This is a genomic window from Arcticibacterium sp. GJ41-1 (assembly GCF_055808875.1).
In genome coordinates, this window is record NZ_CM147888.1 from 2,463,209 (window position 1) to 2,478,285 (window position 15,077).

A 15,077-nucleotide genomic window follows, 5' to 3' on the forward strand; every position below is an offset into this window, starting at 1 on the left:
AAAGAGCTTCCTAGTTAAACTTGATTAAAGAGCTTATTAAAAAGAAAAGTAGTTATTAAACTCTTTTGTAAAGTCGATGAATGGCTTGGCTACCTAATTCCAAAATCCCCAAATTTCTTTAATGGCGTAGAAAATCATGAAACAGCACAAAGTGATTTTAATGGCCATGCCTGCTGCAAAACCAGCGAAGCTACCAATGGCGGCTTTAAGTGCATTATGCTTGTCGCCAACCATATATTCACCAATTAAGGCCCCTAAAAAAGCTCCGATAAAAATACCAAAAGGGCCAAAGAAGAGCCCAATAATAAGACCAGCCATAGAACCTCTTACGCCAGCCTTAGTTCCACCAAACTTTTTAGTACCCCAGATAGGCACATAATAATCAAGAACAGTAACCAAGACCGTGGCAATACCTAATCCCATTAAAAGGTCTTCTGAGAAATTGGCATATTTAGAGTAATGAAGGGCTATAATACCACCGAAGGCCAAAGGAGGCCCAGGTATAGGTAATACCGAACCTATTAGCCCGACAACTAAAAAAACACCACCAAGTATTAGTAATAAGATATCCATTAATAAGCGGCTGCTGCCGGGATGTTGACACGCTTTTCATCAAGAAGCTCTATCATGCCGTCTACAGCTTTGCCTAATGTTTCTGTGTTAGGAAGGAAAACAATTCTAAAGTGATTTTTATCAAAAGCATTAAAACCAGAGCCAGGTACTACTAGAATCTTTTGGTCTGTTAGTAAATCTAAAGTAAACTCCTCGTCAGTTTTGAAACTAAACTTACTCATGTCAATTTTTGGGAACACATAAAGTGAGCCTTTTGGCTTTACACAGGTTATTCCTGGAATATCAGTAAGCCTATAATGTATTAGGTCACGCTGCTTTCTTAAGCGGCCTTCTTCAGCTACTAAGTCGTCTATGCTTTGATAACCGCCCAGAGCCGTTTGAATAGCATACTGCGTAGGCACATTGGCACATAAACGCATGCTGGCTAGTAAGTTAATTCCTTCTAAGTAGCTTTTGGCTTTTTCTTTGGCACCACTTGCTATTACCCAGCCACCTCTAAAACCTGTAGCACGATAGTTTTTTGATAAGCCACCAAAAGTCATGAAGAATACCTCGTCGCTTAAAGAAGCTATTGGCACATGTTTATGACCATCAAAAAGGATTTTATCATAAATTTCGTCAGAGAAAACCATTAGGTTATTTTCTCTGGCAAGTTTAACAATTTGCTCTAGTACGTCTTTTTCATAAACAGCTCCAGTGGGGTTGTTTGGATTAATAAGTACTATGGCTTTAGTCTTAGAAGTGATTTTTGAAGCCATATCGGCTACATCCGGATTCCAGTCGGCAGCTTCATCACAAACGTAATGCACGGCTTTTCCACCAGAAAGCCCCACTGCGGTAGTCCATAAAGGATAGTCAGGCGATGGAATAAGAATTTCATCACCTGGGTTAATAAGAGCCTGCATGCACATCACAATAAGCTCACTTACGCCATTTCCTATGAAAATATCTTCAATACGAACATCTTCAATGCCAATTTGCTGCGTGTAATGCATGATGGCTTTTCTGGCAGGAAAAATACCCAAGTGATGACAGTACCCTTGAGCGTTTCTGATGTTGAGAATCATGTCTTCCACTATCTCATCAGGAATATCAAAGCCAAACGGTGCTGGATTTCCAATATTCAGATTGATTATATTATGTCCAGCCGCCTCTAATGCCTGGGCCTTATCAAAGATAGGACCTCTAATTGCATATGATAAATTGTTAAGGCGTTCGCTTTTCTTATACTCCATTTCTTATCCTCTTTTTTCCAAGAATGAATTCACATTCTCCTCTATTCTTTTATAAATATCTACATTATTAGCTGGAACAAATACCTCACCAGTTACTTTTTCATAGAGTTCTATGTAGCGTGTACTTATTTCTTGGCATTTTTCAGGTGTCATTTCTGGCACCGTTTGCCCTTCTTTTCCTTGAAAACCATTGGCTATTAGCCACTCTCTCACAAATTCCTTTGAAAGCTGTTTTTGAGGCAATCCTTTCTCTTGGTTTGCACTGTAAGTGTCTTTATAGAAGTATCTTGAAGAGTCTGGTGTGTGAATTTCATCAATCAAATAAATGATACCATCTTTCTCTCCAAACTCATATTTGGTGTCCACCAAAATTAGATTTTGCTCTGCCGCTATTTCTGTCCCCCTTTGAAAAAGAGCTAAAGTATATTTTTCTAATTGAACATATTTTGACTCGTCTACAATACCCTGTTTAAGAATCTCTTCTCTAGAAATATCTTCATCATGTCCTTCGTGTGCTTTGGTAGTAGGCGTGATGATAGGGGTAGGCAGTTTGTCGTTTTCTTTTAAACCGTCTGGCAGTGCTACACCACAAACCTCTCTTTTACCACTTTTATACTCTCTCCAAGCATGGCCGGCTAAATAGCCACGAACCACCATTTCTACAGGAAAAGTTTCACACTTTAAACCAAAAGTAGCATTTGGGTCAGGAACGGCTACGAGCCAGTTTGGTACTATATCGGCAGTGGCTTTAAGGAATTTTTCTGCTATTTGATTAAGTACTTGTCCTTTGCAGGGAATGGCCTCTGGCAAAATAACATCAAAGGCAGAAATTCTGTCAGACGCTATCATTAATAAGCCGTCTTCAAAAGCAAAGACGTCTCTTACTTTTCCGTGGTAAAGACTCTGCTGGCCTTTAAAACTAAAATTCGATTCTTTTAATACGTTCATTTCTTTTACCAATTTCCGAAATCCAGTGTATCAGACGCGGCGTCTATAAGCACTGGTAATTTGTTATATTCGTTTGCCCTCATGGCATCTAAAAGTTTTAAAGCTTGTGCCCTTTCTATCTTAGGCGGTGTACTGCTATTTAGTTCGTCATCTTTAGCTCCAGATGCATCCACTATTCCTCCTGCGTCTTCTTCGGCTGTATCATCAGCTTTGGGAGCGGTAGGTGGGGGAGTTCTGTTGTCATTAGGATGATAAATCTTTTTTAACAGCTCATAATTCCGTTTAGCAAAGGTATTAGTGTTTTCCGTCTCAATCGCCTTTTTTAGAAGATTTATTGCTTTCAAGGTATCACCTTTAACTGCGGCTAGCTGGGCTCTTTGATTAAGAATGATAGATTTTTGAGTGGGAGTTCTCACATAAGAGAGGTAAGAAAGCTCTTGTCTTAAACTGGCAGTATCATGAAGTATAAGGTAACAATCGGCCAGCTTTATCCTCGCTTCTACAGAAATAGGCAGTTTCTTGAATTGTAATGTATCAAAAGTACTTTTTACAAGTTCACAGTTTTTACCATCAAAAGCATTGTCTAATTGTCTTAATAGCGTGTCTCTTTCATTTGCGTCGGTTGGCGAAATGAAGCTGAAAAGCAACCTGATGATATGAAAGAAAAAAGGTGTCAAATCTGGAATACTTTAATGGATATTAGAATATCAATAGCAACTAAAATAAAAGCGGCTAGAAGAAAATTCCCAAACTTATTGTTAGCTACCATAAGTTTGTTTCTATCAATAACCGCACTTTTAAGGTTTTTGATGTCTTGCACGGCTAATTCTAAATTATCTTGTTCGGAGCTTAAAGTATAGAGTTTTGCGTTGGCATTTCTAGAAACTTCTTTCAAACCATTTAAATCAAGCCTTGATATAGCCAAGCTACCATCTTCCAAAAGTACCGGACTATTATTCTCTAAAATATCGGAGCCTACTTCTGTACCCACACCTACTATCACTAGTTGCTTTTGTTCTTGTCGTATTTTAGAAATAGTCTCTTCTGTCACTTCAGAATAGGATTCTCCATCTGTAAATAAGAAAGCTATTTGAGAGCGTGTTTTGTCTTGGCTTTGACTAAATTTCTGTTGAAGCATGGCTAATGGAGCTTCCAAGTTGCTACCAGGATTTGGCATCATATCCGTGTTCATACCAGCTATAAACTCTTTTACTAGGTTTACGTCAAAAGTCAAAGGAATTTGCCAATAGGCTCTTGATGAAAACACCAACACGCCATAGCGGTCACCTTTAGATTGCTCTATTAGGTTGGTAATTTCAATTTTAACTTTTTCTAACCGGCTAGGTGAAATATCTGTACAGTCCATAGATGCTGATAGGTCTACTGCAAAGAAAATGTCTTTCCCAGATGAACGTGCTTCTGTTTCAGAAATACCAAAACTAGGCCCTAGAAGGGCAATAATCATTAATGCTAAGTATGTGATTCTTAGGAAAAACTTGAAGTAAATAGCTTTTGAAGGTTTACCCAGTTGTTTCCCTATTTTATGCATTCTAAAAAAGTAGAAGGCATAAAGTATAAGAAAGGAGAGAATTAGAATTATCTCCCAATATGAAATTGTTTTACTCCAATTCATTTCATTGAAATCAAATTAGCCATCAAGCGGTAAGCACCTGATACGCCTGCAGGCAGCTCTCTGAAAAAGGAAAGACCTGTATAAACATAGTTTCCGCTGCCATATTTGGTATAAATAAGGCTTCCAGATTTTGGGCTTTCATTTTTGTCATTCATTGAGAAAACGCCACTGTAATTGGCTTCCCAATCTGATGCAAAGTACAAACCTCTTTCTTGTACCCAATTGTCAAAATCAGCTGCTCCTAGTTTGTTCGGAGTATTGAGTATGGGCTCATCGGTATTTAAAAACCTTACTTCTGCATCTTCTTCACTTACTCGGTCTCTGGTTAGTTTAAAAGGGTAAGGCCCCATTTTGTCTGTAAAGCTTTCCGAACCACGGCTCGTTTGATATTGACAAATAAGGTTACCGCCATTTTTTACATAAGTCATTAGTTTATTATGGTAAAAAGGCAGCCACTCGTGTACATTATAAGCCCTGATTCCTATCAAAATAGCTTGATAGTTAGACAGGTCTTTACTTAAGTCTTCTTCTGTCAGAAAGTCAACAGTGTAACCTATTTGTTTCAAAGCTTCTGGTATATCATCACCAGCACCTTGAATGTAAGCTACTTTCTTTCCTTTCTTTTTAAGGTCGAGTTTTACAAGCTCAATTTCAGCTTTAGGGAAAGTAGTAGTTTGAGGAATATGGTCATATTTGATGCTGTTTCTAGCATGCTCAAAAGTTTGACCATTGGCATTCGCTTTTATCAAAATTTGACCTTCAGAAGCTTCTTTTGGGGGAACTACGCTAAATTTAATAACACTTTCACTATTCTTTTCTTTAAGGTTAAAGGAAGCGTTAGTTGGTGAATATGACCATCCACTAGGTAATTCTAAGTACACATTTCCTTTTACTAACTCTTCAGAAGCTCTTACTGTTACTAAAATATCTTGTGCTTTGGTGGTATTAAAAACAAGTGCGTTGGTATTTGGACTTAAGGTAATAGTAGGGCTAACTTCCAATGGTCTGTATATTTCACCAAAAGACGGTTCTACATATTTATAATCAACTGGAAGGTCTATCTTAAGAATAAGCCCTTCAATGTTTAATTTTACTTCTCCTGTGATAGCGGGAGGGGAAAGTGGTAAACCTTTCAAAGATTCATCGCTAATTACATAATTACCAATTGGGTGTTTCTCTTTTAACCAATATGGCTGCGAAATAGCCATGCTTTTAGGTACGGTCACCGCAAATGGTATTTCTAGTCTTTCGCCATCACTAAGTTGTTTTTCTTCATTGAGTTTGTAAGCAAGGCTTGGTATCTCAAAACTAGCAAGACTTGCTTTTAGAAATGACCTGTTGATTATTCTTAGTGTTCCACTTAGTTTGTCGTCCGGGCTTACATTATAATCTTTAGCGTTAATTTCTAAATGAATGCCTGCAAAGCGAAGAATCAAATTTTCTAATTCAGCTAGTTTAGTATCGACTATGGGGCTTTTGGGTAGGGTCTGTATCAACTTATAAAGCTGATTTAAAGCAGGCACCGAGGCTGCTGGCATTTCTGGGTTGAAATTCCTTTTGATGTCAATGATGATTTTAGTAACTATTTCGCCCCCTTTTATACGGCTCCATGTGGTGTTTACACCATCAAATAAATCTTCTTTCGCTGGTTCTCCTTTGGTGTGTTTTAAAATTTCTATTCTTTCTCCTCTAAAAAGGCCTGCACCAAAACCTTGACTTTTATGCATACTTCTGGCTCTAGAACCTATTTCGCCATAAGACTCACCTAAGTATTGGTTATAACCTCCAATATCCATGGAGATAAAGTTGCTATCATCATCAGGAGGTGTATTTGTAAAACCTCTATTATAAAAATTCCAAACCAATCTTTTGGCTTGCCAAGTATCAACTTCTTTTAGTTGTTCAGGAAAAGCCTTCGGATTTGCGGCAGCCTCAAAAGCTTCTTCTGCCAATAAGGAAGATGCCGAATGATGTCCGTGTCCTGCTCTCTCATCTGGCGGAAATCTGGTTATCAAGACATCTGGTTGGAACTTTCTAATTCGGTATACTAAATCAGCTAGTATTTGTTCTTTTCCCCATGTAGCTAAAGCCTCTTCGGTAGTTTTAGAATATCCAAAATCATTTGCTCTGGTAAAAAATTGTTCGCCACCATCAATGCTTCTGGCTCCTAATAACTCTTGTGTTCTAAGCAGTCCAGCATAATCACCTTTTTCTGTCCCTATTAAATTTTGACCGCCATCACCTCTGGTCATAGCAATGTAACCTGTCCTTACTTTTTTTTCATTGGCTAGCCATGTAATTAAAAGCGTGTTTTCATCATCTGGATGTGCTGCAATGTATAAGGCAGTTCCTACTACATTTAACTTGTCAAGCCCTTGAAGAAGAGAACCAGTGCTGTAATTTGTGTTTTGAGCAAAAGACCTTACAATAAAACAAGTAAGTAATAGAAGGAGTAAACTTAGTTTTTTCATTAATTTGCGAATATTCAAATATATCAGATTGATAAAAAGATTCTTTAAAACCACATGCTTAGTTTGGTTGTCATTTGTGACCATTGGCAAGGCTCAGCAAATTAACAACGAATTTGTTGAAGGAGAAATATATGTTAAGCTTAAACCCAATTTCGTTAGAAGAGGTTTGGTTAAACTTACAAATGATGTAAATATTCAAAGCGAAATCCCTGTAATAAATGGAATTGTTGAAAAAGCGAATTCCAAAATAGAGGATGCGTCAAATCCTTATTTCTTTTCTAAAAACGATGAAATAAAGGATGTCTTCAGAATTAAACTTGAGAATGAACTTGCTATTGAACAGGTTTTAAAAGATTTAAAGGAAGACCCTACCGTAGAGTATGTAGAAAGAATCAGGAAACGAGAAATAATTAGTGTACCTAGCGATACGCTTTATAATCAGCAATGGTTTTTAGACAAGATTAAAGCACCAGAGGCTTGGGATGTTAACCCTGGCGTTCAAAATATTATTGTGGCTGTGGTAGATAATGCCTTTGATATAACTCACCCAGATTTAGCAGCCAATTTAGTCACTGGCTATGATGTAGGTGATAATGATGCCGACCCAACTCCCCCAGACGCAAGTTTTTCTCATGGAACACATGTGGCAGGTATAGTGGCTGCGGTAAATAATAATACTACTGGAATAGCATCTGCTGGGAATAACAGAGTAAAGGTTATGCCAATTAAAGGAACTGCAAATTACGCAGGAAATAGGGCTATTACCCATGGTTATGAAGGAGTGGCTTATGCTGTAAATCAAGGAGCTAAAATAATAAGTCTTTCTTGGGGAGGCGGAGGTTACTCCCAATTAGAACAAGATGTAATTAATGACGCTTACGCCAATGGGGTCATGGTAATAGCAGCGGCCGGAAATGAGGGAAATAGTATTTTACAATACCCTGCCGCTTACGAACATGTTTTAGCAGTAGCCAGTTTAGATATAGATGACGGCATGAGTAGTTTTTCCAGTTATGGTGAGTATGTTGATATTTCGGCTCCTGGTCGTGGTATTTTGAGTACTATTCCGTTTAACACTTATGCTTCTTTTAATGGTACCTCTATGGCTACACCATTAGTTTCTGCATGTGCGGCATATCTGAGAGCTTGTTTTCCTACGCTAAGTGGTGATAGTTTAGAAACAATTCTCAAAATAACCTCGGATAATATTGATAACGAAAATCCTACACGCTTAGGAATGTTTGGCACAGGTAGAGTCAACTTACTAAAAGCAGTGGCTTGTAAAGGAGCTAATCTATTTGCAGAACACCCAACTATTAGCCCTACCAATTATTTCTGCGAAGGAGATTCTGCTCTATTTGATATTAACGCTGTTTCATCTGAGAATTATGAATGGTTCTTGAATGGCATTAGCGTTTCAAATGCTAAGAGTTTTTATGCCAAAGCAGAAGGTACGTATAAGCTTGTAAGAACTTTGGGTAGTTGTATTGTAGAGTCAGACGAGCTAAAAGTTATTTATAATGAGGTTTTCACCTCAAAACCTTCTGTTACGGATTTGACTACCTTTTACTGTGATGGGGAGAATGATTATGTAGTTGCTACGCCTGGAGCCGCTCCTGCAAATGCTTTTGGACCAAAAGAGACATCTTATTCTGGCTCACCAGTGGGTTTCGACGGTTTCTTAAAGAGTGGAGATTATCCTACGGTCAATGTTTCTGGTTTAGCGGGTTTGATAGATTCGGTTTCAATTTCCATTACATGGGAAAAGAAAGATGGAGGTACTCAAAGCAATTGTGGTATTCCTGATGGTGGAGCCACTCCATTTAACGAAGAGGTTTCTTTTAGCATAGTTTCACCAGAAGGGGTGGAGGTTGATTTGGTTAGAGTAAGTGACTATGGAAGAGGAACTGCTAGTTCTGGCATGGTAACTACAGTTTTTAATGTAAATGGTGCTAGTTTGATAGGTGACCCGTTACCAAGTTCAGGAAGCTTTAAGGCTGCTGGTGATTTGAGCGTGTATGAAGATAAGCTTCCTGTGGGTGTTTGGACTCTAAAGGCAAGCGATGATTCTACTTTGGATCCTTTATGTGTGTCAGGCTTTTCTGTTACTATAAAAACAAAACAACCAGCAGGCTTACCAACGGTTAAATGGTATGCAGATGCAGGTTTGACGAATTTACTTTCTAGCAATGATACTTTGACGGTTTCTACTTCTACTATTGGTACTCAATACTATTATGCCGTAAGTGAAAGCCCTGGCATATGTTATGGCGGAGCAGCAAAATCTACGGTGAAGATTAAAAGTATTCCTGATATTTATGCGTACCCAACTTCTTCCTTATATGCTAGCTCTACACAAATAGATGCTTTAATTAAAGGTTCTGGTATTTCTGCTACTTTTGAGGAAAGTGGAGCTACAGTTTCGGGAACTGATAAAGATAATAATCCATACTCTTACAGCATTTCAAGTTCTGCACCACAAACTTCGCCTATCACGCTATGTGCTACAGAGAGTTACCTTCTTTTTGGCTTAGGCTGTAATGGTACTATAGAGTGGAAGTATAATAGCATTATAAAATATGGTGATGGGGTAGTGCTAAACAATGTGAGTCCGCCATTAAATGTTACGGCCACTTGCCTTCAAGATTGGTCATGTCCAGCATTGGTCAATATTCCATTTAAGTTCTTGGAAGCCACCACGCCTTTAACTTTAGAGTCAATCATTATAGAAAGTAGTGAGCAGAATTATTATGGAAGTCCAATCTCTTCATCACAACTGATTAAAGAAAATTCAGATATCAATTATACAGCTCCAAATTCAATTTTATTAAACCCAGGTTTTGAATCAAAATTAAATACTAATTTCAAAGCAGAAATAGGTAATTGCCCTAACTAATTGAGGCCAGATGGCTTAAATTTTTTTTCTTTGATGGAAACCCTAAATTTGCTGAACTTTTTTTTAACGAACTATTATTTCAATTAAACCAACAATAAACCAGAAACTTTATGGATCCTTTATTTTACTTAGTGCCAATTCTTGGTGTCGTCGGATTGCTCTTTATGGTGATAAAAGCCAATTGGGTAAACAAACAAGACGCGGGCTCAGGAAAGATGCAAGAAATTGCTCAGGCTATTGCAGATGGAGCATTAGCTTTTCTAAAAGCCGAATGGCGAGTGATGGGAATATTTGTAGTAGCGGTAGCTCTACTTTTGACATGGTCAGGAACCCTTGTTGAAAATTCTCACTGGTTAATAGGTGTTGCATTCGTAATAGGTGCATTTGTTTCTGCATTTGCAGGATATGTAGGGATGAACATCGCTACTAAAGCCAATGTCAGAACTACACAGGCCGCTAGAACTTCACTTAAAGATGCTTTAAAAGTTTCTTTTACTGCTGGTTCAGTTATGGGACTTGGCGTGGCCGGTTTAGCAGTATTGTTTCTTAGTTTACTATTTATCTGGTTCTTCAATATGTTTGTTTCTGGAACAGGTGACGCACATGGTATGGAGAAAGCTTTAGAAGTATTAGCTGGTTTCTCATTAGGAGCGGAGTCTATTGCACTTTTTGCAAGAGTAGGTGGAGGTATTTATACCAAAGCGGCCGATGTAGGAGCTGACTTAGTAGGTAAAGTAGAAGCAGGTATTCCTGAAGATGATCCTCGTAACCCTGCTACTATTGCAGATAACGTAGGAGATAATGTAGGTGATGTAGCAGGTATGGGTGCCGATTTATTCGGTTCTTATGTGGCTACTATTTTAGCTACCATGGTTTTGGGTAGAGAGATTGACTCTGCTGATAATTTTGGAGGATGGGCACCTATCTTATTGCCAATGCTTATTGCAGGTATGGGACTAATTTTTTCAGCTATTAGTACATTCTTTGTGAGTGTTAAAGATGATAACGGAAATGTTCAAAATGCTTTAAATATTGGAAACTGGGGTTCTATGGTTCTTACAGCCGTAGCATCATATCCTTTAGTGATGTATATTTTACCTGAAAAAATGAGCATCAGAGGAGAGGACTTTACTAGAATGGATGTTTTTTATGCCATTATTTTGGGTCTTGTGGTAGGAGCTATCATGTCTATTGTTACAGAGTATTATACCTCAATGGGCAAAAAGCCTGTTCAGTCTATCGTTGATCAATCTTCTACAGGTCACGCAACCAACATAATTGGTGGTTTGGCTGTAGGAATGGAGTCAACAGTTATTCCAATCTTGGTTTTAGCAGCTGGTATCTTTTTATCATTTGAATTCGCTGGTCTTTATGGTGTTGCTATTGCAGCGGCTGGTATGATGGCCACTACGGCCATGCAGTTGGCTATTGATGCTTTCGGACCTATTGCTGATAATGCAGGTGGTATAGCAGAGATGAGTGAGCTTCCTGCGGAGGTTAGAGAAAGAACAGATACTTTAGATGCTGTAGGTAACACTACTGCTGCTAGTGGTAAAGGTTTTGCCATTGCTTCTGCTGCTTTGACAGCCTTGGCTCTTTTTGCTGCCTTTGTTGGGCTTTCAGGTATTTCATCTATTGATATTTATAAGGCTGATGTATTAGCGGGTCTTTTTGTAGGTGCTATGATTCCTTTTATATTCTCTTCTTTGGCTATTGCTGCAGTGGGTAGAGCAGCCATGGAAATGGTAGAAGAGGTAAGAAGACAATTCAGAGAGATTCCTGGTATTTTAGAAGGAACAGGGAAACCTGAATATGATAAATGTGTAGATATTTCTACGAAGGCGTCTATTAGAGAAATGATGCTTCCAGGTCTTATAACCTTAATTACTCCAGTGATAGTAGGTTTTACTTTCGGACCAGAGGTTTTAGGAGGTCTTTTGGCAGGTGTTACTGTTTCAGGTGTTTTGATGGGTATTTTCCAGAATAACGCTGGTGGAGCATGGGATAATGCTAAGAAGTCTTTTGAAAAAGGTGTTCTGATTAATGGTAAAATGGAATATAAAGGTTCTGAAGCTCACAAAGCTGCAGTAACTGGTGATACCGTAGGAGACCCATTCAAAGATACTTCAGGACCATCAATGAATATTCTTATTAAATTGATGTCTATCGTTTCTTTAGTTATTGCACCTCATATAGCTGTAGATAGGCCTACAGTTGAAAAAGAAGGTTATGCGGTATTTAAGGAACTACCTACTAACAGAACTAAAATGTTCGGTGAGAACATAAGTCTTGGATTTGTGGAAGGAAGTATGGAGCAGAGATTGGTTGACTTCATTGAAGATGAAAACTCAGAAGCAGGAAAAGACAACTGGTTCGAATTTCAAAACCTAAACTTTGCGACAGGCAGTGCTACTATAGATGCGAATACCATGGGTGAGGTTGCTAATATTTCTCAAGTATTGAAAGCATTCCCTACTTCGAAGATTAAAATAGGTGGCTATACAGATAATACTGGAGATGCTGATGCAAATCTAAAATTGTCTTCTGACAGGGCGGCATCGGTTAAGTCGGCCTTAGTAGGAATGGGAATTAATGCTGAGCGTATTGAGTCTGAAGGTTATGGCATAAAGCATGCTATTGCTACAAATGATACAGAAGAAGGAAGAAAACAAAACCGTAGAATAGCGGTAAGTGTGAGAGAGAAATAATTCTTTACTTTCTTGTTTAAGACTAAAGCAGGCTGTCAATTTTATTGACGGCCTGCTTTTTTTGCTGTTATCTAGCCCATATTCTTTCAGCTAATTTTTAACTTTAATAAAATATAATCAAAAGAAACTACCAATGAGAACTATACTTTTTGTTTTGTCCGTATTTATTGCCTTTTCCTTTAAAGCGGAAATTGATTCTTCAAAAGCAGATTTAATCATTCATGGTGGCACTATTTATACCGTAGATGAAGCCAACCCTAAAGTAGAAGCGGTAGCTATCAAAGATAATATAATACTCTTTAGTGGTTCCATGGAAAAAGCTTTGAGCTTTAAGGGGGCTAACACCAAAATGTTAGATTTGGAAGGAAAAACCATGACACCTGGCTTTATAGAAGGGCATGGGCATCTAATGGGATTAGGATATAATGAATTGGAGCTTGATTTAAGCAAAACCACCAGCTATCAAGATATAATTGATATAGTGGAAGAAGCCGCCAAAAACGCAAAACCTGGCGAATGGATATTAGGACGAGGTTGGCACCAAAGTAAATGGTCGGAACTACCAGCATCTATGGTCAAAGGTTTTCAAACCCACGAGGCTTTAAGTGCTGTTTCTCCAAACAACCCTGTTTACCTAGGTCATGCAAGCGGACATGCGGGATTTGCCAATGCCAAAGCCATGGAAATAGCTGGCGTTTCTACCAAAACTCCCAAGAAAGTAAAAGGTGGCGAAATAATTAGATACCCAGATGGAAAACCAACGGGTATTTTTAATGAAAGGGCACAATACGTAATAGGCCGTGCAATACCTGAAGATAGCCCAGAAAGGGTTCAAAAGGCCTTTGAATCAGCTATAGAAGCTTGTCACAGAAACGGAATAACCAGTTTTCATGATGCTGGAATTTATAGCGGAACTGTAGAGCTTTATAAGAAAATGAAAGCAGAAGGTAAGCTAAAGCTCAGACTTCATGCTATGCTGTCAAGTACCGACAGTGATTTGTTGAAAGATTGGTTTAAGAAAGGGCCCGCCTTTGACAAAGACAATCTTTTAAACATAAGGGCTATAAAAATTCATTCTGATGGAGCCTTAGGTTCTAGAGGAGCTTGGTTATTAGATGAATATTCTGATATGCCTGGTCATTTTGGTCATTCTACCATCCCTTTGAAAAGTGTTGAAAATATAGTCTACAAGGCATTAGAAAACGGCTTTCAGGTTTGTAGTCATGCCATCGGCGATAGAGCTAATAGAGAGATTCTTGATAAATATGAACTAGGTTTTGAAAAGTATCCTAAAAAAAGTCAGAACCATAGATTCAGAATTGAGCATGCTCAGCATCTTAATCCATCTGATATTCCACGATTTGCGGATTTAAATGTAATTCCTGCCATGCAAGGCATTCATATGTCGTCTGATAGGCCTTGGGCTATAGATAGGCTAGGAGAGCAACGAATAAAAGAAGGTGCTTATATGTGGCAATCGCTTCTAAAATCTGGAGTTCCTATTGTCAATGGCACAGATGTTCCAGTAGAGCCCATTAACCCTATTGCCTGCTTTTACGCTAGTGTGAGCAGGAAGACGCTAAAAGGTACACCAGAAAATGGGTATGAATCAGAACAAAAAATGACGAGGGAGCAAGCTTTAAAGTCTTATACCATAGATGCTGCTTATGGTTCTTTTGATGAAGAAATAAAGGGTTCTATCATAAAAGGTAAACTTGCCGATTTTACCATTTTTGACCAAGACATTATGACTATTCCAGAAACGGATATCTTAAAAACTAAAGTGGCTATGACTATTTTTGATGGTCAAGTGGTGTATACTGCCAAGTAATTTTTGTTCTAAGCAAATGATTAAAGTTTAGCCACGGCTTCAGAAATAGCTTCGTTTATCAAAGGCTCATAAAGCTCTTTCAATCTGAGTATCATGTCATCATCTAGTTTGTCAAATCTGCTTCCGAAATAGGCCTTATTAGTTACTTTTTCTGGTGCTGAGGCTGTATGGTAGGCCGAATGCACTTTTTTACCATCAGAACTAAAGACGTCGATAGTTACTTTGGCTTTAGGCGTAAACTTGTTTACGGTAGTGGTGGAAGCTCCTTTAAGGCCAGTATCAGCTTCGGTGCTGAGTTTGATTAGGATAAAATTGTCTGAGCTATATCCGTTTTTAACCATCTTTTTAATGGCCGATTTCGCCATCAATATAGCGGGGAAGCCATTGTCATAAAGCACCTTATAGTTTTCTAAGGAATTTATTGGCTCGGTTTTGATATTATTTTCGGTAAACGCAGCTGACACTTTGTTAAACAATAGATTTTGCCAATCTATGTTAAGTTGTTTCTGAATATTGTCGAAACTTTTCTTTTCTCTTGGGGTGGCAGGAGCATATTTATCAAGATTATTCAAGAGTATAGAGGCATAAAGGTAATCCACTTTTATGATGGTGTTTTTACTACTTTGTAAGTCCTGAGAGAAAGACTTTATAGAAAGTGCACTGAGAATGAGTAATGTAAGGATGATTATTTTTTTCATTTTCTGCTATGTTTATTGTTAACACAATTTATCCTAAAGGCAACGTTACATTCAAATATACTACGGGCTAATGCTCGTTTTTCT

10 protein-coding genes are annotated in these 15,077 nt (G+C 38.2%); 3 read left to right on the top strand and 7 right to left on the bottom strand.

Features of this window, described 5'->3' with window-relative positions:
- Window positions 1-93: 93 nt before the first annotated feature.
- From AC0L6O_RS10140 to AC0L6O_RS10165, 6 genes are read right to left on the bottom strand one after another with little or no spacing between them, the layout of a single operon-like run.
- Window positions 94-573, bottom strand: a complete 480-nt coding sequence (locus AC0L6O_RS10140) for a DUF456 domain-containing protein (RefSeq protein ID WP_473308293.1) — start codon at window positions 571-573, stop codon at window positions 94-96.
- Window positions 573-1,808 carry a pyridoxal phosphate-dependent aminotransferase gene (locus tag AC0L6O_RS10145; protein ID WP_473308294.1) on the bottom strand — a complete coding sequence of 412 codons (1,236 nt, stop codon included), beginning with the start codon at window positions 1,806-1,808 and terminating at the stop codon, window positions 573-575. The genes AC0L6O_RS10140 and AC0L6O_RS10145 overlap by 1 nt, the downstream gene beginning before the upstream one ends.
- Before the next feature lie 3 nt (window positions 1,809-1,811).
- A complete protein-coding gene (locus AC0L6O_RS10150; RefSeq protein ID WP_473308296.1) occupies window positions 1,812-2,756 on the bottom strand; it encodes a phosphoribosylaminoimidazolesuccinocarboxamide synthase in 945 nt (314 codons plus the stop codon).
- Window positions 2,757-2,761: 5 nt separating this feature from the next.
- Window positions 2,762-3,433: a hypothetical protein gene (locus AC0L6O_RS10155; RefSeq protein ID WP_473308298.1), complete on the bottom strand. Its 672-nt coding sequence runs from the start codon at window positions 3,431-3,433 to the stop codon at window positions 2,762-2,764.
- The gene (locus AC0L6O_RS10160) at window positions 3,430-4,389 is read right to left on the bottom strand and encodes a vWA domain-containing protein (protein ID WP_473308299.1); all 960 of its coding nucleotides are present in this window, start codon (window positions 4,387-4,389) and stop codon (window positions 3,430-3,432) included. Before AC0L6O_RS10160 ends, AC0L6O_RS10155 begins: the two co-directional genes overlap by 4 nt.
- The gene (locus tag AC0L6O_RS10165) at window positions 4,386-6,860 is read right to left on the bottom strand and encodes a PIG-L family deacetylase (RefSeq protein WP_473308300.1); all 2,475 of its coding nucleotides are present in this window, start codon (window positions 6,858-6,860) and stop codon (window positions 4,386-4,388) included. The genes AC0L6O_RS10160 and AC0L6O_RS10165 overlap by 4 nt, the downstream gene beginning before the upstream one ends.
- Window positions 6,861-6,888: 28 nt before the next feature.
- Here AC0L6O_RS10165 and AC0L6O_RS10170 point away from each other — a divergent pair, with 28 nt between their 5' ends.
- The 3 genes from AC0L6O_RS10170 (at window position 6,889) to AC0L6O_RS10180 (ending at window position 14,295) form a co-directional block, all read left to right on the top strand.
- A complete protein-coding gene (locus tag AC0L6O_RS10170) occupies window positions 6,889-9,756 on the top strand; it encodes a S8 family serine peptidase (protein WP_473308302.1) in 2,868 nt (955 codons plus the stop codon).
- Between the two features lie 110 nt (window positions 9,757-9,866).
- Entirely contained in the window at window positions 9,867-12,464 is a 2,598-nt protein-coding gene (locus AC0L6O_RS10175) for a sodium-translocating pyrophosphatase (RefSeq protein WP_473308304.1), read from the top strand.
- Between the two features lie 133 nt (window positions 12,465-12,597).
- Window positions 12,598-14,295 carry an amidohydrolase gene (locus AC0L6O_RS10180; protein ID WP_473308305.1) on the top strand — a complete coding sequence of 566 codons (1,698 nt, stop codon included), beginning with the start codon at window positions 12,598-12,600 and terminating at the stop codon, window positions 14,293-14,295.
- A gap of 20 nt (window positions 14,296-14,315) precedes the next feature.
- On the opposite strand, the gene AC0L6O_RS10185 is transcribed toward AC0L6O_RS10180, so the two are convergent.
- Window positions 14,316-14,993 (bottom strand): hypothetical protein, encoded by a 678-nt coding sequence (locus AC0L6O_RS10185; RefSeq protein WP_473308306.1) that lies wholly within the window; start codon window positions 14,991-14,993, stop codon window positions 14,316-14,318.
- Window positions 14,994-15,077 lie beyond the last annotated feature (84 nt).

Excerpts from the sequence above, each read along its gene's own strand:
- AC0L6O_RS10140 (WP_473308293.1), bottom strand. The coding sequence starts at position 573 with ATGGATATCTTATTACTAATACTTGGTGGTGTTTTTTTAGTTGTCGGG.
- AC0L6O_RS10145 (WP_473308294.1), bottom strand. The coding sequence starts at position 1,808 with ATGGAGTATAAGAAAAGCGAACGCCTTAACAATTTATCATATGCAATT.
- AC0L6O_RS10150 (WP_473308296.1), bottom strand. The coding sequence starts at position 2,756 with ATGAACGTATTAAAAGAATCGAATTTTAGTTTTAAAGGCCAGCAGAGT.
- AC0L6O_RS10160 (WP_473308299.1), bottom strand. The coding sequence starts at position 4,389 with ATGAATTGGAGTAAAACAATTTCATATTGGGAGATAATTCTAATTCTC.
- AC0L6O_RS10165 (WP_473308300.1), bottom strand. The coding sequence starts at position 6,860 with ATGAAAAAACTAAGTTTACTCCTTCTATTACTTACTTGTTTTATTGTA.
- AC0L6O_RS10175 (WP_473308304.1), top strand. The coding sequence starts at position 9,867 with ATGGATCCTTTATTTTACTTAGTGCCAATTCTTGGTGTCGTCGGATTG.
- AC0L6O_RS10180 (WP_473308305.1), top strand. The coding sequence starts at position 12,598 with ATGAGAACTATACTTTTTGTTTTGTCCGTATTTATTGCCTTTTCCTTT.
- AC0L6O_RS10185 (WP_473308306.1), bottom strand. The coding sequence starts at position 14,993 with ATGAAAAAAATAATCATCCTTACATTACTCATTCTCAGTGCACTTTCT.